15 protein-coding genes are annotated in these 23,068 nt (G+C 39.4%); 5 read left to right on the top strand and 10 right to left on the bottom strand.

Features of this window, described 5'->3' with window-relative positions:
- Window positions 1–6: 6 nt before the first annotated feature.
- The 9 genes from AC0VYJ_RS16855 to AC0VYJ_RS16815 all read right to left on the bottom strand — a co-directional run bounded on the left by AC0VYJ_RS16855 (window position 7) and on the right by AC0VYJ_RS16815 (window position 13,976).
- On the bottom strand, window positions 7–1,212 hold the full coding sequence (locus tag AC0VYJ_RS16855; protein WP_430241814.1) for an aminotransferase-like domain-containing protein: 1,206 nt from the start codon (window positions 1,210–1,212) through the stop codon (window positions 7–9).
- A gap of 178 nt (window positions 1,213–1,390) precedes the next feature.
- Window positions 1,391–1,813 carry a hypothetical protein gene (locus tag AC0VYJ_RS16850; RefSeq protein WP_430241816.1) on the bottom strand — a complete coding sequence of 141 codons (423 nt, stop codon included), beginning with the start codon at window positions 1,811–1,813 and terminating at the stop codon, window positions 1,391–1,393.
- Window positions 1,814–2,114: 301 nt separating this feature from the next.
- Window positions 2,115–3,773, bottom strand: coding sequence for a M4 family metallopeptidase (locus tag AC0VYJ_RS16845; RefSeq protein ID WP_475365681.1), 1,659 nt, complete (start codon window positions 3,771–3,773; stop codon window positions 2,115–2,117).
- Between the two features lie 371 nt (window positions 3,774–4,144).
- Entirely contained in the window at window positions 4,145–4,624 is a 480-nt protein-coding gene (gene essA / locus AC0VYJ_RS16840; RefSeq protein WP_475365680.1) for a type VII secretion protein EssA, read from the bottom strand.
- Window positions 4,614–7,661, bottom strand: a complete 3,048-nt coding sequence (gene esaA / locus AC0VYJ_RS16835; protein WP_475365679.1) for a type VII secretion protein EsaA — start codon at window positions 7,659–7,661, stop codon at window positions 4,614–4,616. The genes essA and esaA overlap by 11 nt, the downstream gene beginning before the upstream one ends.
- Window positions 7,658–12,112, bottom strand: coding sequence for a type VII secretion protein EssC (gene essC / locus AC0VYJ_RS16830; protein ID WP_475365678.1), 4,455 nt, complete (start codon window positions 12,110–12,112; stop codon window positions 7,658–7,660). The genes esaA and essC overlap by 4 nt, the downstream gene beginning before the upstream one ends.
- Before the next feature lie 15 nt (window positions 12,113–12,127).
- Window positions 12,128–13,369, bottom strand: a complete 1,242-nt coding sequence (gene essB / locus AC0VYJ_RS16825; RefSeq protein ID WP_475365677.1) for a type VII secretion protein EssB — start codon at window positions 13,367–13,369, stop codon at window positions 12,128–12,130.
- Between the two features lie 14 nt (window positions 13,370–13,383).
- Window positions 13,384–13,626: an ESX secretion system protein YukD gene (gene yukD / locus AC0VYJ_RS16820; RefSeq protein WP_194219139.1), complete on the bottom strand. Its 243-nt coding sequence runs from the start codon at window positions 13,624–13,626 to the stop codon at window positions 13,384–13,386.
- Between the two features lie 56 nt (window positions 13,627–13,682).
- A complete protein-coding gene (locus tag AC0VYJ_RS16815) occupies window positions 13,683–13,976 on the bottom strand; it encodes a WXG100 family type VII secretion target (RefSeq protein WP_194219140.1) in 294 nt (97 codons plus the stop codon).
- A 448-nt stretch (window positions 13,977–14,424) separates the two neighbouring features.
- Between AC0VYJ_RS16815 and AC0VYJ_RS16810 the strand changes: the two genes are divergently transcribed.
- Entirely contained in the window at window positions 14,425–15,585 is a 1,161-nt protein-coding gene (locus tag AC0VYJ_RS16810) for a TerD family protein (RefSeq protein ID WP_475365676.1), read from the top strand.
- 53 nt (window positions 15,586–15,638) lie between these two features.
- On the opposite strand, the gene AC0VYJ_RS16805 is transcribed toward AC0VYJ_RS16810, so the two are convergent.
- Window positions 15,639–16,541 carry an EamA family transporter gene (locus tag AC0VYJ_RS16805; RefSeq protein WP_475367508.1) on the bottom strand — a complete coding sequence of 301 codons (903 nt, stop codon included), beginning with the start codon at window positions 16,539–16,541 and terminating at the stop codon, window positions 15,639–15,641.
- A 461-nt stretch (window positions 16,542–17,002) separates the two neighbouring features.
- Here AC0VYJ_RS16805 and AC0VYJ_RS16800 point away from each other — a divergent pair, with 461 nt between their 5' ends.
- Genes AC0VYJ_RS16800 through cydC form a run of 4 tightly spaced genes read left to right on the top strand, consistent with a single transcriptional unit; the run spans window position 17,003 to window position 22,876 of the window.
- Window positions 17,003–18,397, top strand: coding sequence for a cytochrome ubiquinol oxidase subunit I (locus tag AC0VYJ_RS16800; RefSeq protein WP_283153808.1), 1,395 nt, complete (start codon window positions 17,003–17,005; stop codon window positions 18,395–18,397).
- Window positions 18,394–19,407 carry a cytochrome d ubiquinol oxidase subunit II gene (gene cydB, locus AC0VYJ_RS16795; protein WP_475365675.1) on the top strand — a complete coding sequence of 338 codons (1,014 nt, stop codon included), beginning with the start codon at window positions 18,394–18,396 and terminating at the stop codon, window positions 19,405–19,407. The genes AC0VYJ_RS16800 and cydB overlap by 4 nt, the downstream gene beginning before the upstream one ends.
- Window positions 19,407–21,122, top strand: a complete 1,716-nt coding sequence (cydD, locus tag AC0VYJ_RS16790; protein ID WP_475365674.1) for a thiol reductant ABC exporter subunit CydD — start codon at window positions 19,407–19,409, stop codon at window positions 21,120–21,122. Before cydB ends, cydD begins: the two co-directional genes overlap by 1 nt.
- The gene (gene cydC / locus AC0VYJ_RS16785; RefSeq protein ID WP_475365673.1) at window positions 21,122–22,876 is read left to right on the top strand and encodes a thiol reductant ABC exporter subunit CydC; all 1,755 of its coding nucleotides are present in this window, start codon (window positions 21,122–21,124) and stop codon (window positions 22,874–22,876) included. The genes cydD and cydC overlap by 1 nt, the downstream gene beginning before the upstream one ends.
- Window positions 22,877–23,068: the final 192 nt, after the last annotated feature.

Below are 23,068 nucleotides of genomic sequence, written 5' to 3'. Positions count from 1 at the left end.
GAATACCTACTGATGGATCTTTTTTAAATCCAGTTCAGCTGCCCCTTGAAAGACGTCTACTAGAATTTCCATTCCTTTCTCTATTTTATCCTGAGTGGAATGAGTGAAATTGAGACGCATTGTATTTTTCTTCGGATCTGAAACATAGAAAGGAGCTCCTGGTACATAAGCCGCACCTTTTTTTACAGCCGTATTTAATAAAAGCGTCGTATCAATTCCTTCTGGTAGTTCTACCCAAAAGAACATGCCGCCTTTAGGAACCGTATAAGAAAGTCCAGGTAGATCAGCTTGATCAAGCAATCGTTGCATGACCTTCATTCGTTCAAAATATGTACTCCTGAGGTTTTGAATGTGACCGTTCAAATCAAAGTCGGAGCAAAGGTGATAGAGTGCTTGGTGAGCAAGAGAGTTTGAATGCAAATCAGCCGCTTGCTTTGCTTGTGCCATAATGCGGATGATTTGATGAGGTCCTTTGATCCAACCTGTTCGTAACGCAGGAACAACGGTTTTAGAAAAGGTACTCGTATAGACTGTGTGCGATCCATCGTCTAACGCAGATATAGGAGTATATGTTTTTGTTCCATCGAACTTGATTTCTCCATACGGATCATCTTCAAAAATAATCACTTTCTTTTTTATTGCTGTATCAAGTAGGTGTTGTCGTCGTTCAAGTGACCAAACTTTTCCCATCGGATTTGAGAAGGTTGGGACAACGTACACACACTTCGGCATATACTTTTTCATTTTATAATCAAGATCCTCTGGTACCATTCCATGCTCATCCGAATCAACAGGGATAATTTTCACTTCATACGATTGAAAAACCTGTACTGCTGCAAGATAAGTTGGGTTTTCTGTTAGAACAATATCTCCGGGGTTAAACATTACCCGCGCAAATAAGTCGATTGCTTGTTGTGAACCAGTGGTAAGCATAATATCATCCACGCGTGAAGCGATGCCCTTCTTGTCCATGCGATCAACAAGTACCTCTCGAAGTGGAGCATATCCCTCTGTGGCATCGTATTGAAAAGCCTTTCCTCCTGACTGAAATGTTTTCGAAAATGCATCTTGTACTGCCTCTACAGGAAAAAGTTCGTCGTCTGGTAAACCTCCCGCAAACGAAATGACATCTCCTTTATTCGTGATTTTTAAAATATCGCGCACTGCAGATGATTGAAGATGCTGCACTCTCTTAGCAAATCCGTACCTCATGACCAAAACGCCTTCCTTTGTTTTAATATTTAAAATATTGTCATTATAGCATTTTAATGCGTTGAAAGGCTAGTGTGTTTTGTTTAAAGCTAGCAATATGGTTAGATTCAATAAAACAAAGTTGAAATACCAAATTAAATTAAAATAAAAAACTCAAGTTCTGACTTCAGAAATTGAGTTAGGATTTGAGCGGTATACTCTTATAGAACTTAAGCCATTTCTTTAGCAGTAACAGGTAATGAAAATAAATCAGCGAACATCCAATGAGAATACTAAAGGTAGCAAGCCACTCAACTACTCTGCCACTATCGAAAATAATAGGCAAAATAGAAGAAAGTATTATTCCTGCGAGTGTATAAGCGAGAAAATGATACCGATAAAGGCTCCTTTCCTTTCTAGTTAAATACCAATCAATAAAGATAGAGATCGGTACACCAATCAAAATGAAAAATGGAAGCATTAGATAGGCATTAAGCATCGCATCTGAGAGATGGAATGCACTCTCAATAGTATTGTCAAATAGATACATTAAAGTGTGTATGATAAGTGACACAGTAAAGGCTGAAAGAAAGGATGATAAAGTCCTAAAGATAAAGGTCATAAGTAGAACTCTCCCAAAGATTGTTTTCAAGACATAAGCTAGCAACTAACGAGGTTTAATTATTCCTTTTTGTTTTCTTATCTATAAAATTATTCCATAAATACTAGTTAACTTACAAGTGTGAAATAATTTCTGTCGGTGAGTGTAGTTTCGTCTCCATTATGAAGAAAGCAGCTTATAGTAAGGAAGCTTATGAAACTATTTTTTATTGGATAATTCATTAATAGTCTCTAAATAAGATGAAAGAAATAGAAATAAGCATGAAGCCAGTTCGCTTCATGCTTATTTCTATTGATCTGTTTTACTCCATAATCCCCACCGAATCAAATCCACCTGCAGCAGCCACCACTTCAGCGCTACCTTCACCGTAAAGGTCAATAGCAGATTGCACGATAGCTTGTCGAGCATCACTGAAGTCGGAGTTAGGTGTGAGGTATTGAGTCAAAGCACGATAATAGATTTGTCCAAGCTTCTCACGGCCAATGTCTTGAGCGGTTAGGTAAGCAGCGTGATTAATAATCGAAGAGTTGATGTGAACACCGCCGTTATCTAAGTTAGCTGGAAGGTCGTAAAATTCATCCATATGGGATGGATACATTCCTTCGCCGTTTCCATAAGCAACATAAGCAGCACCAACAGGGTATTTACTAGGATTACTTAAGCTTCTAAGAGAAGTGCGTCCATCTGCAACGGCAGCAGGTGCCATAATGTCTTCCCCGATCTCCCAGTCTGAGTCATCAATTAATGCGCCGAAAATATCCGAGAAGGATTCATTCAAAGCGCCGGATTGAAAACGATAGATGAGGTTAGCTGAATTAGATGTGACCCCGTGAGTCATTTCATGTGCTGCTACATCCAGGCTAGCAGCAAGAGGGATGAAGAATTCACCATCGCCATCTCCATATACCATGTAAGTCCCATTCCAGAAAGCATTGTTGTAATTATCTCCGTAATGAACGACTGATTGGATCTGCATGCCGTTATCATCGAGAGAGTTCCGTCCATGCTCACTTAAGTAATAGTCATACACTTGTTCCGAATTATAGTGAGCATCAACAGCAGGTTCTGCAAATTCAGATTTAAACGCCGCGCTTTTGTTTGAAAACAATTCAAGATAATTTTTTGAGTAATCATAGGTGATGATCCCATCTAATCCTTCGTGACTGTAATCAGCTAGTTGAAAAACGGTGCCTTCTTTTTCACCTTTGCTTTTTGTCACGTGGAGAAGACGATGATCGCCGAGTACCCCGGTACCAGTCCCGGTTTGGGTTTTAAAATGACCTGCGTCCATGATGGCGTTATATTGATCCACAACTTTACCAGACGTAGCATCAACAAAAACATACCAGTTACCAGGCTCATCACCTAAGAAGTTCACATTCACTTTGTAGGTGAGGTGATTTTTTCCTTCAAATGGATATACAACTAACTCGGATGTTGGAACTTGATCTAATGTAGAAGGAGCATGAGTAGAAGATTTTGCGACTTGCAATGCTTCTTCTGAAGAAAGGGTAGGTTTAGTATCGAGCTTACTTGCTTCGATATCTTCATTATAAGCTCCGTTTACGACAGTGATTTCATTATCCATATTGTAGTGAACAATAATCTCAGCCCCTTCGACGGGGACGCCGTTCTTTGTTTGATTAAACCTGACGTGAGTCATTCCAAGTTCATCCTTGGCGGAATTGTTCTTTTTTAGGTCTGCTTTTGGATTTTTGATATTAACTTTTTCTTTATTTTGTTGCAAGTAGTTTAGAGCATCTTCAGCAGAAGTAGAAGAACGTTTAACTGCTTGCTTCTCTTTCACGAATAGCGGAACGTTCGCTTTTTCGTTCCATTGCTTAACTATCTGGTTCTCCACTTGATGATCAGGCTGGACGGCTAGAACATTATTATAAGGGAGCGATGCAGTTATTAAGGCAGTCGTCATAACAAGGGGGGCAATAAACTTTTTTCTCAAATAAATTCCTCCTAATATGTAATCTATTTACAATTATAAGGTGGAATTGAACTTCTCTCATGAGGCCTTGTAATTATCTTAAAATATAGAATAGTTAGAAATAATGGTTATATAGAACTATTAATAAACGTTTAGCAACTTCATTAATCTCAATTTTTAAAGTGAAACGGGAATGGAGAAGTTTAAGTAGAAGGTTAAAAATAGGTAAAAAGTAGAAAGGATGTGAGTGGATGTTGTTTTCTCAAGAAAATGTTATTTACCACTAAAAAGTGAAAATGATTTTTCTGGTTCTATGGCGATTCCATCTATTAGATACTTGAAATTAAAAAGCTACGGTCCAGGAAATGGACCGTAGCTTTTTTGATGAGCGATTAGCTTTTCGAAGACGACAATCGATTATAAATCACTAACACCATGATTAGAACGATGAGGCACACACCAATTAAAATACCAATCAGTAGTTGAAAAGAGGATGACGTTGTTTCTGTATCTTCTTCGTTAATCGATTTAAAAGCTGCTGTCTCCGTCTCAGAGAAAAGGTTTAAATTCTCCGCTTTATCTTTAATTGTGCTATTTTCTTTACTCATGGAAAGAAATAATTCACTTAGGGTATTCTCAGGGTTAAAAACTTTTTTCTCGTTAAATGAAATCGTCTTCTGATCTTCAGAAATCTCTTCCATTTCCTTCGAGTTTGAAGAATCATGGATCAAGTCAGTGTTTTTCTTGAACTTGTTTTTTTGATATTCATTCGGTAATAACTCGTTTATGTCCGTATTTGCTTCTACTGCCACTGGAACAAGGTGACAGCAGAGAAAGATCGTTGTAATAAGACAGATAATTTTAGGCTTCATGAGCCTCATCCTCTTTAGTTTGTGTCCATGACCGTTTGTTTAAAGCATATTGAATAATGATCAGGACAATTAAAATAGCGGTTAAAATCATCGCACCTTCAGTAAAGAGCGTTTGTGTACTGTTCTGTATAGACATATACACGCGAGACATTGGATCAGTAAAGCTAAAGTTCGGTGTCGAAAGTGCAAGTAAAGGTGTCACAAACAGGGCAACGAGGCCAACTGTGACTAGCCATCCTAATAAATGATGTCCCATAAAGGCAACGCGAATTAACGCTGCACAGCTTAATAAAAGTAAGATCGTAAAGATTGTCCATTCCATTGAACGATCGTTTCCTAAAGGGTAAATCGATAAGCTGTAGAGACTTATAACGAGACCAACGATACTTGTCAGCATTAAGAATAAGATACTTTGCAACCACCACGGACCATGTTGGAAGTAGTAGCTTGCATAACCAATCAATAAGCTGCTTAAGAGAATAATGAATAAAATCACAACAGGTGGAAGATTCGTATCTTTCTTATCTGTAAAGACGCTACCGGTGACGTCAATTGGAGTAGCTAGGAAATCATAGACGTAATCATTTGATCGACCATCTACAAACGCATTCCCCATGACGTTAAAGACATCATCACGAATCATAAGGGTTGAAGCAACATTCGTGTCCCACTTATTATTCAGTGTGTTAGCGTCTGTTTGCACTTCAGCCACTCGAGACTGGAGTTCATCAGTGTAGGTAAGAATTTCGGATTGGCTATCTTCAATTGAATCCACCCAATCATACAAAGAACCCATCTGACTTTTAACTTGATCATGATTGCTCATAACTTGCGTACCCTGCGTAGTTTCATCAGGGGTTTGTTGCTGAGCTTGTTGCATCTGGTTTAGAACGTTATCTGCTTCTTCTTCAATTCCATTCAAGCTTTCGAGTAACTTCGCTTGCTGTGTGTCGAGAACGTTTTTGTAGTCCGCTAAAAAGACAGTGAAATCATCTTGTAACGTCGTCAGGGCGTCGCTCGTTTTTGGTACTTGAGTTCCAACCGCGTCCCATTGGCCTTCTTCTTTGTTGGTTAGTTCTAACATGCTATTCACTTCTTCACGAAGGTCATTGTCCTGTAGAACGGTTTCTTTCACGTTGTTTTTAGAAAGCATACTATTTAGCGTTGCTTCATATCGATCCAGGTATGCATAGTACTGAAGAACATCCGTCAAATTCGCACCTTTGATCGGACGTTGGAAAAAGACGGATAGCGTATCTTTTCTAGCTTGTGATAGAGCAGGTGATGCTAGAATCGCATTTTCTTTTTCATTAATGCCGGATGAAATACGATAAATCTTATCAGATACCATTACTAGCAAGTCTTTTAACTCGGTATTTGACTCTTTTAATACATCAACCTGTTCCATTAACGTTTCTTTTTGAGAAGAGAGCGTTTCGTTTTCTTTTGTTAGCTTTTCAACTTCCTTTGTTAACTCTTCAATTTGTACAAGTAAACTTTTATTCTCTTCAGTTAGCGTATCGATAAGCTTCTTTAGCTCTTCCAATTCGCCGTCAAGTGGTTTGTCGCCGCCTTCTTTGGCTAAAAGTTGCTGCTCGGTTTGCTTTATCCGATCGTTGAGCGTTAATAACGTTGTCGATGCGGTTTGAAGATCTTCTACTTTTGGTTCCTCGAGCGCAATCAACGTTTCCTGTAGCGTCACAATTTCCTGTGCGATGGCTAACAACTCATTGCGTTCTGCACTTAAATCAACTGGAGTTGGACCATTTGTTTCTCCATCTTCATCGATCACAGGAGGCTCTTCATCCTGTAAGCTCTTTAGAAGTTTCGTAAGGTCTTCCATTGGATCTTCTTCTTCACCTGGCTCTTCCGGATCAACGGGTTCTTCTGGATCTTCAGGGACCTCAGGTAGTTCAGGGTCATCGGGAATGACAATCTCATCTCCATCACCGAGCTTATTACTAAGCGTGGCGATTTCTCCTTCTAGTTCATTTAAAACCATGGAGTCTTTTAGCTGCTGATAGTAATTAAGAATTCGCTCTTGTAGCGTATAGAAATCGTTAACCTGGCGCTCAACCTGGTCATACCGAAGTTCTTTTAAACCAGCAAACATTTCTTGCTGCTGCATCATCTGATTTTCTACCTGAGACATGTTTTCAAGAACGCTCTCAGATTTACCTTCGAACAATTCTTTGTTGTTCATAAACATCGGTTGAGGCATTTCAGTTGCCTGTGAAATCGAATCGACTGAATCAGCTTGAATTTGTTCAAGAACTTCTTGTTGTTTCTGCTGATACTCACGATAGTCATTCGTATAAGTAACAAAGTTTGCTAGATTTTCTTGAAAATCTTCCATCGTATTTGTTTGATCTGCTGCTCGTTCCTCAGCATTTTCTGACGTTGATTGAAGATTGGCAAGCATCGACACTTGCTGCTCCATTTGCTCAGCAAGGTCTTTGGAGCTTGGTGTATAGAAGGAGAGCATTGTTTGCTGGAATGCTTTCTCTTTCTCTACAATTTGATCAAACTCTTGTTGGATGTTGACGAGATCGTTTGATACATAGTTCCAATAAAGAGAAGACATCTTCGTATTAACGCGATTTGTTGCTTGCTCAAGTTCAAGCAAAACTTTCTCTTTATTGATGGCATTTAGTTGATTCTGAACCGTGTATTCTAGTTTTGTTTGTTCAGGTTGGTTTTCATCATAAGTTAGAATCTTCTCAGAGAATGTTGACGGGATGTACACTATGGCATCATACTTTTGATTGTTTAGTCCATTTTCTCCGGCACTACGTCCAACGACTTCCCAATTGTATTTTGATTCAGATTTAAGAATGGGAGGGACGTCATTTCCGAACTTCACTACTTCCTCGTCTTCTTCTGTTCCCGTATCTTCATTAATAACAGCGATGGTTTTCGTTGCGCTCTCTTTCTTCTTCATTGGATTTTCTCCAATGGAAGTAAAGTATATGAGTGGAAGAACTAAAATGATCGCTGTTACGAGAATGAGTTTAAGGATGCTTTTCTTCTCTTTCACGCATGTACCTTCCTTTCTATTTGGACAAGTGGAACCTGGATTTTTTGCGCTTGTTCGCTTTGAACGTAATAAGCAAATCCGGCTTTAATATCGGGTTCTTTCCGGTCAAAAGGTAGATTAATGAGCGTTTGATCGGATTTCTTCATTAATAGTATAATTTGACGAATTTGCTTTAATTCGACCGTAAGCGGATCGTATCCTTTCGTTAGTTCATTGCTACTGCCAGATGCGATAATACTTAAGCCGAGGTGGCTATAGTTTTTCATTAATGCGGTCATTCGATCCTGAAGGAGGTTTCCGAGAGTTTGGGAAAATCGTCCATATCCATCAATAAAGAGGAAAACTCTTGAGAATTCAGCAAGTGTTTGGCCATTATTCATACTCTCATGATAGGTGATTGCACGTGACTTGAATTCAGTTGTCACTTGTTCAATCCATTCTTCGATTTGTTCTTTTGTTTCTAAATAAGTCGTGTTTACTTCGTCTTTTAGATGAAAAAGTCCGCGATCGATTGAATCAAATATAGCAATATGATCACCTTCTTGCTGTAACGCTTGCTGCGTAAGAAGACGCATGATATTGGTTTTACCTTTCTGGGCCTGTCCAAGTACAAGACAATGGGAAGTCTGCGCAAAGGAAAGGAAAACAGGCTTAACTGTTTCTTCATGCAATCCAATCGGATAAGTTTTCTTTGATTCCGAAGCTGGAATGTACGTATGGAACGTCTTTAACGTAAGATCAGTCGGTAGCATTGGAATAGCTTCAGGCTTGCTCACATCACGGTATTTGTCTTGTAGCATTTGGACTTCTTCTTTCAATGAAGCTAGCTGTTCATAGTCATCTTCCCCTCTAGTTGGTAGCACTATTTGACCGAAGTGTGTTTTCTCCTTCTTCATTATGGCTCTACCCGGTACTGCTTCTGGAGCAAAGGGGATTCTTCCAAGAACGGTGTAAGCTTCTGAGTTATCTAATAAATAATGGACAATTTTTGTTTTAAGGTTATTCATCAGTGCCTGACGAACCGAGTTCAAACGCGTAGCGCTCAAGATCATATAAATACCGAGCGACTGTCCGTCTCGCGCAAACTGAGTGAAGATCGGATCAAGGTCCATCAGTTCTTCTTTTACGAGATCATAGTTATCGATCGTAATAAAGAGAAGAGGAAGAGGTTTGTCATTTAGACGATTGTACATCGTAATGGAGCTCACTTCTTCACGCTGAAAGAGTCGTTTACGCTTCGTAAATTCTTCCTGAATGAACTTCAACAATTTGTTTAGTTTGCGTTCCTCATCTATTAAGAAATAATCTCCCGTATGAGGCAAGTTCTTAATGGATAATAAACCACCGTTACCGAAATCAAGTATATAAAATTGCGCTTCTTCCGGCGTGTTTGTTGATGCGATGCTCATAAGTAACGTTAAGATGGTTTGCGTCTTCCCAAAACCTGATGAGCCAAATATGCCAACATTGCCATCCTTAATTAATTCATAATCGTATGGAGATTGTGCTTGTTTTTCAGGTTCATCCAGCAGGGCAAAGGCGATTTTCTTCTTATCTGATTCAAAATCATGACGATACAATCGCTTTTCGAGTGGTGGAAGCCATGGACTCGGCAATCTACTGAGTCCAAGTTCCTGCTGGACATCTACGATTTTATCTACAATTACTTCGATTTCACTTTGCTTCTTTTTCTTACTTTCTTTTGATGATGATAGCTCTGACAGAGGAACGAGACCAAGATCAGTAACTAAGGCAACCTCATCTTCCATATCGGAGGTGTCTTCCATATATGTCGCTCGGCTATAGGCCGATTGAAATAAATCGTACACCTCATTATTCCCAACCTGTAAGTATGCCCGACCTGTCACGGTTAGTGATGCAGCATCACCGTTCTTTAAAATTTCACGACTATCCTCTACGTTTTGTACTTTTAGAGCGACGCGGAAACGAGCGTTACTCCAGATCTGATTATCAATTACGCCACCAGGTTTTTGCGTGGCAAGAATGAGATGCACACCTAGACTTCGACCAATTCGTGCAGCACTGACAAGCTCTTTAATAAATTCTGGCTCTTCTGTTTTTAACTCAGCAAATTCATCAGAAATTAAAAAGAGATGAGGCATAGGTACAGCCGCTACGCCATTTTTATAAAGAACCGTATAGTCATTAATATGACTCACTTCATACTGATCAAAGATGGTTTGTCGTTTCTTTAACTCACTTTTTATGGAAGCGAGTGCTCGCGTACTGAAATTTTCGCTACCTTCTATATTTGTAATTGTCCCTAACAAGTGAGGGATTTGTTTAAATGGCTGTGCCATACCTCCACCTTTATAGTCAATTAACAGAAATGCCACTTCATGTGGATGGTAGTGGACGGCTAGCGAAAGAATATATGTTTGTAAAAATTCACTCTTCCCGGATCCAGTTGTACCAGCAAGTAATCCGTGGGGACCATGAGCTTTCTCATGAAGATTTAATTCCACAACATCCTGGCGCCCTTTAAGTCCCACTGGTGCTGCAAGTGATTTCGATGATTGATTCGTCACCCAATTATGTGAAACCGGTAATTCATCAATATCTTCCATATTCAACATTTGCAGGAAGGATACTTTCTCAGGAATGGAATTCGTTATGCCGCGCTGGTGATTCAGCGTGCGGAGCATTCGGGAAAACTGTTCATTACCACTTTGCTTGTGCTGATCAAGTTCGAATGAAATTTCGGCTGCTTTTTTCTCTTGAATGAGAATATCGCCTTCGCTCTTGTTAATATAGCGAATCAGCGTATGGATATTGTCTGATAGGCTCTCTTTAGCCTCTGCAACGAAAATAGTTGAAAGACCAAGATGTGTATGTTCACTTTCTAAGTACTCCAAAATGACATGGTCCGAGATTAAGTTGTGATTCGAAATAATAAACACATAATGTGGTGCGAATCGTAGCTTTTCTTTATCTTCTTCTAGATCCCGTTCTCGAATCATTTCATAGATCGAAGAGAGGAGCTGATCTCGCGTTTGCTCATTATAAATAAACCCTTTTGCAAATGATCCCGGCATTTGCAAGTGCGGTAACCATTTCATCCATTCCCATTCGGCGTATTCCTCTTCATTAAAGATGAAGACAAATCGGATGTCATGATAGCTATGGAAGAAGGCCAGCTGTCCAATGATTTGATGCAGTTCATTTTTAACAACTGCTTCTTTTCCGATAAGGCCAATTGCTCCCTGGAATAAGTCTGCGGTAATAGGAAGGGAGTGCAGTTCATTGTATACTCGCTTCAGGTTCTGGGATTCTTCTAATAGTTCATCCATTTCTCGTGTCGACATGTCAGCTGAATTAACGGATATTTTATAGCTTGCTGGTACCGTTCCCGTTCCTAAGCGAAATTGAAGGAAGTCAGGACTCTCTAGGCTACGTTCCCATAAACGGTCAGAAACCTGCTCGGTTAAGTATTTCATTCGCTCAAAGCTAGGGTAGTGGAACGTAAGAACTTTTCTCTGCTTTTGAGCCAATTCATGAAGTTCGTGTCGCTTATCCTCAAGGTATCTTTTATATATCCGTTTCTTACGTGCTTTTGATTTCTTTTGATGACTTTTATCTTTAAAATATTGCACTGTCGATGTAACGAGTGTTGTCGTAAACATAACAACAGAAATAAGAATGAAAATGCCTCTTGGAATAAGAATCGCTACTAACCCCATAACGATAAGCATCATTAATGGAGGAAGGATAATAATCCAAAGGCTTCGATTATTCCGATCAGATTCTTGAGTAGGGAAGGATAGATCAATCTTATTCTCAGGTAATTCATACATCATCCTCGGCGTACGACGATAGTTTGGGTATTTTTTCTTCATTTCAGATGACGGAATCGTGGCCTCTGGGAGAGAGGTTTCAAACGTCTCTGGACTTGTTACCTCAAGCATATCCTCAGCTATTAGTGTCAATGTCATCATCGGCAGGAAAATCATGTCACCGATTTGAAGTGGTGATTTACTATGTAAGAGCGAACCATTATGATAAACGGTTGTTTGACTATTAGCTGTAATTGTCCAATGTTTCTTCTCACGGGTTAAAACAAGGCTAACTTTTTCAGGAAGAGCCCTCATTTGAATCTCTGATGAGGACCTCGAAATGGTTACTTCCTGCTGATCATCAATGTAGTAAATGTGCTTCTTCGCTTTAGGAGTTATCATGATGGCAACTTCTTCAGAACCTAATTCAAAAGTAGAGCGCTTATTGAGAGACAATGGAATACTCTCTTCATCATCTTTTTGCAAATGAAAGTTCTCGTTATGAAGCTGTACCGAGTAGACATGCTCGTCTGAATTGGACGAGGGTATAGTAAAAGTGTGATTGATACTAGTGCCAATTGTGATAGGGTGGTTTGACTGCTTATCAAGTTCAATCATTTGATACGTACCACGAAAGAACACCCATAATTGCTCCATTATTTCACCTCCGATCTATTTTTCTTCTTTTTTCTGGTCACCTTGTTGCTTCTCTTCATTTGTTGTTTCCTGCTGGGCTTCTTCCTCTTCTTGCTGCTGCTCTTCTATTTCTCTTTCGTATTCTTCAAATTCTTGCTCTAACTCATTGATCATCTGCTGCTTTTTCTCGCTTTCCAGATCTGAATCAGCTTTAACCTGTTCCTTGCGCTTCAAAATGCCATACATTAATAAGTCGCGATCTTCTAAATAACGTGCGATTTCAAGTGCTTGTTCCGCTTCTCCGCGTCCAATATGAATCCAATACTTATAATACCTTGGGTCAGATTGAAGGGAGATCGTATTACGCACACTTTCTTTTTGTTCATCTGTTAGAGATTCATTGATGATATAGGAGAGGGCTAGCTGATATTGCGTCACTTTTGGAATGTCGTCAATGTCATAAGATTGAAGCGAGTTCACAACCTCACTATACTCATTCGTTAAAAAGTTCTCCTGTGCCTGGACGATATTCTCCTGCTTTGGTTGGAGAAGAAACAAAGAGTAAAGAGAGTAGAGTAAAGCTGGTAGTAAGCAAATAGATACGCCAAGAAGGAAATAACGACTTGTTTTCCACTTCTTTTTATTCACTTTAATGAATTCAGATTCTTTCGTATGTAAGTGTTCAATTTGTGAATGAATGATTGGCTGAAGCTCATGAAGTGTTTTGGCTTGAAGCACTTGTTTTAGTTCAGATGACAGTGTGAGCGTGTCAGAATAATGTAGGTATTGTTCAAATGATTGCTCTGGATTCATCATAGCTGCAACTGTTGCTCGTGTTTCATCAAGAATACGTTCAGGATCTTCCTCATAAGGGGGAAGACTTTCCTTTACGCCGAAATGTAAAAAATGTGGCGTCAATCCCTGATCCAGCACAAGATTATCTGGACAAATAATTAAGTTAAGACGCTTGTAGCGGTGGTCCTTTACTTTTTGCACCAGTTGATAGGCACTTGTGAGACGATCGCTTTCAGTCATTTCCTTAAGCTTCGCTGGAAGAGCGATAATGGAAGGTGAAAGTTTGTGCTGGATGCTTACCTCATCCTCATTCATTTCAATTGTTTTCGGGATCCCGGTATGGATCTCGCTTAGGAAATGAACTTCTGACAATTCATCGAATTTGATTTTCTCTTTCTGAAACAGAAAGGTAATGACATCTTTTTCGCTAATAATTTTTGCATCTATTTGTGTTTCAAGATAGGGTTTCACTTGATTCGACATGGTTGTGATCTCCTTCAAAGTATTTCAATTCGATCTCCTGTCATAATCCCAGCATCAATTAATCTCTCATTAGCGGCTACTACCTTATGCTTATTCACTAGCCTAACCCACCCCGTTTGATCTGGAGGAGTTTGGATTTGTTCCGTTTGGCACACTATTTCAATGAGTTTCTTGACTGAATGATAGTTTGATAGTCTGAGGTCAATAAAGCGACCTTTTTTGTAATGATGGAGATCGACCGTTACTTCAATGTACATATAGTTCACCTCATAAGGAAGGAGCGCCTAAGCGCTCCCGATCAATTCTTTATCGCTTATCCGCGAATTTGATTAGCAATTTGTGCGTCAGCATCTTCAAGAGATTTCGCAGTGCTTGCTAGTTGTGTTGAGATATCAGCGAGGAGACGTTGCATGTCTACGAAAGATGGACGAAGAGACTGATATTGATCACTAAAAGCTTGGCTTGCAGCACCTTCCCACATACCTTCTAACTCAGCAATCATTTTGTCTAAATTACCAATTTGTTCCTCTACTTTACTTTCTTCTGTTTGATAGCGTTGAGACATCGTAATAAGTTCTTCCGGTGTTACGCGAATTTGACCTGCCATTCAAAATCACTCCTCTTAAATTAGTAATGTGTGCATTATTCCTACAGAACTGCATCAGTCTTTCTTATATATAATTAGCATAATTTGTAATAACTTGATAGGTTTAATACACACATCGGCAAAAAATGTAACTTATATACTATGACATAATACCCCTTAATTTCCATTTAATAAACATTAAAATGTAAAATATGGATGAATAATATAAGATATGGAATTTTCGAGTGTGAATCCTATGAATTTAAAAATGTAGGGATGTGTTGTAACCCCTGATTGCTATGACTTTCACAAGTTGCTATACAGACTAAATACTCATTTTTGAATAAATTAGCGGATTGGAATTAAATTGAACCGGTAAATGGTAAGTTGTATTTAGAGTTAGACATTTATTATGAAAAAGATTTTAAATTGATGTAACTAAACAGTTAATCGAGCAGGGGGAGAATGAATGAACATAAGTAGAGGTCAAAAAGTACCTATTACAAAAGGGAGAAGCGTATCGGATCTTAATATAATAATAGAATGGCAAAACGATTATCAAACAATTGAAGTAGACGCCGCTGCATACCTATTAAATGAAACAGGCAAATGTAGTGGCGATGAGAGTTTCATATTTTATGGGCAGCCGGTAAGTATTGACCAAAGTGTGAAACAGTTAAAGCAGGGGGATAATCAGAATGAAACACACATTTCTTTACAGAAGATGTCGCCTGGTATTCAGAAAGTTGCTTTTACACTCACGATCCACGAGGGGGAAGAAAGAGGCCAGAATTTTGGTCAAGTTTCCTCATTATCACTTCGTATTGCAGACAAATCTACTGGAGAGAACCTCGTTTCATTTACATTTGGTGAAAAATTAACGAAAGAGACGGCCATCGTTGTAGGCGAGTTATATTTACATAACGGAGATTGGAAGTTTAATGCGGTAGGTAGTGGTTTCTTCGGCGGACTCGCAGCGCTGTGTGAGAATTTTGGCATTGAGGTTGAAAGTAACAAAGATAATCGTAAGCAGCCAGATCCTATTCAAAGCCAGCCCGTTCAGTCTTCACAAGAAGCGGTTGTCCCTCTAACAGTCACTTTGAAGAAAAAAGAAGCGATCTCCATTCGTAAGTCCGAGAAAGTAGTCGCTACGCTAGAATGGAAAAGTAAAAAAGATCTGGATCTTTATTGTTTTTACGTCCTTAAAGACGGAACAGAAGGAAAAGTATATTATCGAACACCAGGACATGCTCATAAAGAACCGTATATTACGTTAGATGGTGATGCACAGGGAGCAGGGAAGGAAACGGTGGTTGTACATAAACCGTCTGAGCTAAAATACGTGCTGTTTTCAGCGTATAGTGCGATATCAAATGGAATTGGAAGTTTTAAGTCTATGAAGGCAAAGGCAGTTGTTGATAATCAAATGGGGCAAAAAGTGACCTCTCCTCTATTTGAAAAGAATAACTTTGCTTATTGGGTAGCTATTGCTAAGATTGATTTTACTGATCCGCTTGATATGAGCGTTAGTCATGTTGAGAAATATTCGAAAAGCGGTACGGAGCGATCACCGCTTTTGTACCAAGATGGTTCGTTTGAAATGAATGTTGGACCAATGGAGTTTAAATAGATTACTAAGCTACTATACGAAAACACCTCATCCTTTTGGACGAGGTGTTTTTGCTAATGTTGTTCGACTATTTTTCTGCGAGTAAGATTTATATTTTCGCTGAATATAGTGGGCAGCGTCATTCCGATGATAATGATCACAATACCCGCTATTTGCAGGACAGATACTGTTTCACTTAATAAGATGACGGAAACCATGACAGCGATTGGTAGTTCAATTGCACTAAGAATCGAGGACTTACCTAAGCCCACCTTGGGAATGGCAATCGAAAATAGGAACACCGGGATGATCATTCCAAATAAGCCTAGTGCGATTCCGTATAGCCATAGCCCTTCTGTGAACAGTGTACCGTTCCAAACGATTTCTGGAGATTGAAAAACTGCTGACATCAGGAATGCGAAAAACGAGACAATGACTAATCGATTTGACGTATTCATTTTGGCGTTCGCTTTCCCATTAAAATAAAGGAAGAGTGAATAACAAAGTGCAGCTCCAAGTCCCCATAACCAGCCTTGAAAAGGGATGTTAGATAAATCTGCATCAATAAGTCCTGCAGCAGGTATCGTTCCACCGATTAAAATAACAAGTGATAGCATTTCCATCCTTGTTGGAAGCTGACGTTTCGTAATGCTTGAAATCAGCATGCCGATCCATGTGAATTGAAAGAGCAGTACGACAGCCAGAGAGGCTGGTAAATAATTTAATGATTGCCCATAGAGAATATTAGTTAAGCCTGTAAAAACCCCTGCGAAAATTAGAATTTTAACTCCAGCGAAACTTAGCTTTTGTCGGTTTGTGATGAGAAAGATGAGTACTGCAATTACAAAGCCGATAAAGAATTGGCTCGTAACGGCTTCAGATGCTGTAAATCCGCTTCCCATCGCTAATTTAATAATAGTTGAAACAACTCCGTAACTGCTTGCACCGATAATAACAAGCAATGGATATAAGTACATTTTCATTGAACATTTGCCTCCAGTTAAACTCTAGCTTCATCGTATCCACCGTGGCGTGGATCTCACTTCTTTAAGTGATCTTTGAAAGCGCTTTTGATTTTAAAAACACAAAATCAAATATATCGTATTTGCGATGCTTAAAGCAATGGTTAATTGAGGAAAAGTGCCTGTCACCACCCGAATAATGTTCTTTTTTGTCGAATGGAAACTTTTTTCTCATCAGTCTGTGACATCCCTCACTTTTCTTTTCCTTTCTGATTCAACTGTCGAAATTCGCACACAAGACAGACAAAAACCGTTCAAATTCATCTGCTCACTCATTTTAGCGTCTGAGGTAATCTAAGGAAGAAGTTAAAAGAGACTTTTGTCATAGGAGAATTTATCTAAATAGTGATTATTTACGTATTTGTTACTTTGTGCATGTGTGAATAGTCATTAGAGAGGATTGAGGGGGATTTAGTATGAGTGAACTATTTTTAGCAAGACTACAATTCGGATCAACAACGATTTTTCACTTTTTGTTTGTTCCGTTGTCTATTGGGCTTGTCTTTCTAGTAGCAGTCATGGAGACGCTATACGTTGTGAAAGGAGAAGAAGTGTATAAACGAATGGCGAAATTCTGGGGGCACTTGTTTCTCATTAACTTTGCTGTTGGGGTTGTGACGGGAATTATCCAGGAATTTCAGTTTGGGATGAACTGGTCTGAGTATTCTCGATTTGTTGGAGATGTGTTTGGGGCTCCGCTTGCGATTGAAGCGTTGCTTGCCTTCTTTATGGAATCAACGTTTATTGGTCTATGGATTTTTGGGTGGGAGCGGTTATCGAAGAAACTTCATTTAATGTGTATTTGGCTCGTCTCACTCGGAACGTTGATGTCAGCATTGTGGATTTTAGCAGCGAATTCATTTATGCAGGAACCAGTAGGGTTTGTGATGCGAAACGGAAGAGCAGAGATGAATGATTTCTTCGCGCTTCTTACGAACCCTCAGCTATTTGTCGAATTTCCCCACGTGATCTTTGGCGCACTTGCAACTGGTGCTTTCTTTATCGGAGGTGTGAGTGCTTATAAAATTCTCCGTAAACAGGAAGTTGCGTTTTTTAAAAAGTCATTTAACATTGCCATGATTGTGGCATTTATTTCAGGTATGGGCGTTGCGTTTAGTGGTCATGCCCAGGCGAAGCATTTGATGGAATCACAGCCAATGAAGATGGCGGCTAGTGAAGCGTTATGGGAAGACAGTGGTGATCCAGCAGCCTGGACAGCTTTCGCACTGGTTGACTCCAAAAATCAAGAAAACTCATTTGAAATTAACATACCATATGCACTTAGTTACCTTGCTTATGAAGAATTCAGTGGTGAAGTACCGGGTATGAAGACCTTGCAAAAAGAGTATGAAGAAAAATACGGAGAGGGGAATTATATTCCTCCAGTTAAAACTACTTTCTGGAGCTTTCGCATTATGGTTGGTGCTGGAATGCTGATGATATTCACTTCCTTCCTCGGGCTTTTACTAAATTTCTACAAAAAGCTTGAGAGTAGTAAAGTTTATTTAAAAGGAATGGTGTGGCTCATTTCGTTTCCTTTTATAGCGAATTCAGCCGGATGGATTATGACGGAAATCGGAAGGCAGCCGTGGACAGTATTTGGATTGATGACAACTTCCGCATCTGTCTCTCCAAACGTATCAAAGGCCTCATTATTATTCTCTTTTCTATCGTTTACATTGATTTATACGATTCTCGCTATCTTACTCGTTTACTTATTCGTTCGTGAAATTAAAAAGGGATCAGAACATACTGCTCATGAGGACAAAGAAGTGGCAGTTGATCCGTTTGATCAGGGGGCCTATTTATGATCGCACTTAATGAACTGTGGTTTATACTCGTTGCTGTTTTGTTTGTTGGGTTTTTCTTTCTCGAAGGGTTTGATTTCGGTGTGGGTATGGCCAGTCGTTTCCTCGGAAGAAATGAGCTAGAGCGGCGAATAATGGTTAACACGATTGGACCATTCTGGGATGCGAATGAAGTGTGGTTATTAACAGGAGGAGGCGCAATATTTGCGGCGTTTCCACACTGGTATGCAACGATGTTCAGCGGTTATTATATACCGTTTGTGTTTGTCCTTCTTGCGCTTATCGCTCGTGGAGTTGCCTTTGAATTTCGTGGAAAGGTGGATACCCCTAAGTGGATCAAGTCGTGGGACTGGGTTGTATTCGTTGGAAGTATTATGCCGCCATTTCTATTTGGGGTTCTTTTTATAAGTATTTTAAGAGGAATGCCAATTGATGAACAAATGAATATCCATGCGGGTTTTAGTGATTATGTCAATGTATACACGGTATTAGGTGGGGTAACAGTGACCATGCTTTGTTTCTTACATGGACTTGTATTTCTCACTCTGAAAACTGTTGGAGATCTTCAGAAGCGTGCGAGAGAATTAGCGAGCAAAGTGATTTATGGTGTTCTGGCTTCATTAGTTGCTTTTGTTGGACTTTCTTATTTCGAAACGGATTTATTCAGCAATCGCGGTGTTGTAAGTGTAACGCTTATTGCACTGATAGTACTCAGTTATTCTTTGGCGATCGTATTTTTGAAAAAGCAGCGTGATGGGTGGGCATTTGGAATGACTGGCGCAGGGATCGCATTAACGATTTCCACCATATTTACAGCGTTATTCCCACGCGTAATGATTAGCTCAATCGATGCCGCTTATAATTTAACCGTTTATAATGCTTCTTCTGGAAACTATTCATTAAAGGTGATGACCATCGTGGCGCTCACGCTTCTTCCTTTTGTCCTTGGTTATCAAATCTGGAGCTATTATATTTTCAGAAAGCGTGTAGACGGTAAGGATATGGTTTACTAATGGGGAAAATTCTATTTCAATTAAAAAACGTCAAAAAGGTGTTGTTTATCCTAACGCTATTAACCGTTATTCAAGGGACCATGATTATCCTGCAGGCGAAATGGCTTGCAGAAGCAGTTACAAGTCTCTTTGATGGAGAAGCACTGCAACGAATTTTATTCGTTGTGTCGCTCTTCCTCGCTGCTTTTATCATCAGGCATCTTGTTAAGCTGATTATGACCAAAGTAATCGATCGTTATGCTGCTCAAACGGCTGCTTCTTTAAAGAAAGATGCCATTGCAAAATTGTTTGCGTTAGGTCCACGCTATGCAGCGAAATGGGGAACTGGCAATCTTGTTACGTTATTAATTGACGGGGCAAAACAATTCCGTCTTTATTTAGAGTTATTTATTCCTAAATTAACGGCCATGCTTATTGTCGCTCCGCTTGTTCTTATCTATGTTTGGACTCTTGATGTGACATCAGCTATTACTTTAAGTCTCACTCTACCAATATTGATTGGCTTTCTGATCTTACTTGGATTAGCTGCGAAGAAGAAGGCGGATAAGCAGTGGAGCACACATCGCATTTTATCCAATCATTTTGTTGATTCCCTTCGTGGACTTGAAACGCTGAAGTATCTTGGATTAAGTGGAAAGCACGCCAGAAGCATTCAAGAAGTGAGTGAGAAGTATCGGAAATCGACGATGAGTACGCTTCGAGTAGCTTTTCTCTCTTCGTTTGCTCTCGACTTTTTTACAATGTTAGGAATCGCTACAGTAGCTGTATTTCTTGGATTGCGCCTTGTAGAAGGAGAGATATCTTTAATGCCAGCTCTTACGATTTTAATTCTTTCTCCTGAATTTTTTCTTCCAGTTCGTGAACTAGGAAATGATTATCATGCAACGTTGGATGGACAAGAAGCAGGAAGAAGGTTATTGGATATGATGCAAACACCAGGTTTTAAAGAAGAAAATGGAGCGATTCCTTATTGGTCCGATAAAGATCTTTTAACGATTCAAAATCTTTCTGTAGATTATGGAAATGAAAGAAATGCTCTTCAAAACGTCTCTTTTTCAGTAAAAGGAAAGCATAAAATAGGGATCATTGGAGAAAGTGGTTCTGGTAAATCGACCTTGATTGACATATTGGGAGGGTTTCTTGAAGGATGTGAGGGGTCTATTGAGATAAATGGGGAGGAATTGAACCATCTAAAGCATGATGAATGGCAGAAGCAGTTATTCTATATCCCGCAGCACCCTCATCTTTTTCATGATACTTTAGCAAATAATATCCGTTTCTATAATCAAAATGCTTCATTAGAAGCGGTCGAACGCGCAGCAGAGGCAGCTGGTTTGAGGAAAGTCCTTGATCATCTTCCTAATGGTTTAAACGAAAAGATCGGGGAGGGCGGAAGAGAATTAAGTGGTGGTCAGGCACAGAGAATTGCGTTAGCTCGCGCATTTCTTGAAGATCGCTCCATTCTACTTCTAGATGAGCCAACAGCCCAGCTTGATGTTGAAACAGAATACGAGATAAAGAAAAAGATCCTTCCCTTATTAGAAGATAAACTTGTTTTCATGGCCACGCACCGTCTGCATTGGATGAGAGAGATGGATCTGATTCTTATGCTTGAAAAGGGTAAAGTGGTTGAGTTTGGTACTCATGAAGATCTCATGTCTAGAAGAGGTAGCTACTATCAAATGGTGTGTTTGCAAATAGAGGGGGTCTCATAATGGAGAAGAAAGGGTGGATCCTTCCCTATTTAAAAGAGAATGCAAAGCTCTTCTCGCTTGTCATTCTGCTTGGTTTAGTCACAGCTTTCTCAGCAGCCTTTCTTATGTTTACATCCGGATTTCTCATTTCTAAAGCTGCCACTAGACCGGAAAATCTTCTATTAATCTATTTGCCAATTGTTGCGGTAAGGACATTTGGCATATTACGTGCTGTTTCAAGATATAGTGAGAAGTTGCTGGGTCACCATATTATTCTAAAGGTTCTTTCACATATGCGCTCTCGATTATATGAAACCATTGAACCGAGAGTTTTAAAAGAAGGAGCCAGTATAACAACAGGAGATCTTCTTGGTGTGATGGCCGAGGACATTGAATATTTACAAGATGTTTACGTAAAGACGATCTTCCCTTCTGTGATCGGTATCTTTTTATATGCAGTCGCAATAGGAATGCTTGGGACTTTCTCCTGGGTATTTACGGGGTTAATGGCCATCTATGGCTTTATTCTCGTCTTTCTCTTTCCTTTAGTGTCCTTATTAGTTACCCGTAAAAATGTAGCAAAGCTAAAAAGTCGTCGTAGCTCTCAATACAGCTTGGTGACAGACGGTGTGGTTGGAATTGGAGACTGGGTCTTTAGTGGTCATCAGAAAACGTTTATTGAAAATGTTGAAAAGGATGATGCGGAGATTTATAGGGAAGAGAGACGTCGGTCTGCTTTCGTTTCTTATCGAAATTTTGCTGCTCAGTTTGTTGTTGCAATCATTGTTTTATCTATGCTTGTTTGGACAGGTAATCAGAGTATGGATGGACAGATTTCCCATACGCTAATTGCCGCATTTGTTCTTATTCTCTTTCCATTAACAGAGGCCTTTCTTCCACTCTCTGATGCTGTGAGTGAACTTCCAGGATATGAAGATTCGATTAATCGATTGAAAGGATTGTCATTGGAGAAGTCTTCTGAGGAAGAATATGATGATATGAGCGTTTGGAAGAACAGTCATCTTAACTTTAATAAGGTTAGTTATCAAACGAAAGAAGGGCAATTGATACTTAAAAATATCAATCTAGAAATACCTCAGGGAACAAAGCTTGCTATTCTTGGTCCGAGTGGTTCTGGTAAAACGAGTCTTCTTAAGCTTATGAAAGGAATCTATTCTCCTTCTGAAGGTAGTGTGTCTATAAACGGTTTAGAGACAGCTCTGACTAATGGGAATAAACAACAGTTAAGTGTACTTAATCAACAGCCTTATCTTTTTGATACATCGGTATTGAATAACCTTCGACTCGGGAAGCCATCTGCTACAGATGAAGAGGTATATGAAGCGGCGAAAAGCGTCCAACTTCATGACTTTATTGTTGCATTACCTGAAGGCTATCAAACTTCTATGGAAGAAGCGGGAATGAGATTCTCGGGAGGAGAGCGTCAACGAATTGCACTAGCTCGTATTTTGTTGCAAGATGCACCGATCGTCCTTCTGGATGAACCTACTGTTGCTCTTGATCCTCGAACGGAACAGGAATTACTCTCTACAATTTTTCACGTTCTTGATGGTAAAACCGTTGTTTGGGTTACACACCACCTTGTTGGAATGAAAAGAATGGACCAAATTCTGTTTATGGATGAAGGTGAAATTGTAATGGAAGGAAAGCATGATGAGCTGCTCGTGTCGAGTGACCGCTACAGAAGGCTTTATGAATTAGACACGCCATTTCAATTAAAGAAAGTTAATGATGAAATGAAAATGATAGGATAAAAGACCTTGTAAAGGGAATGCAAGAGCATGATTGAAAAGAATTCATTTAATTTTGTTCTTTTTGAAGAACCTAAAATAAGGGTTTTTACTAGTTTGTTGACATAATTGTAATAAACACATGACGTAAATAGGTATTAGGTACTATATTGTGCAAAGTTTATAAAAACCGTATTAATCTGTCATATTTATGTA

The sequence above is a fragment of the Anaerobacillus sp. 63XJN7_5_ISO-PGPR-S23-430 genome, from assembly GCF_056173695.1.
Note: the sequence above shows the minus strand (reverse complement) of the source record. Positions and strands in the feature narration are given on the sequence as shown.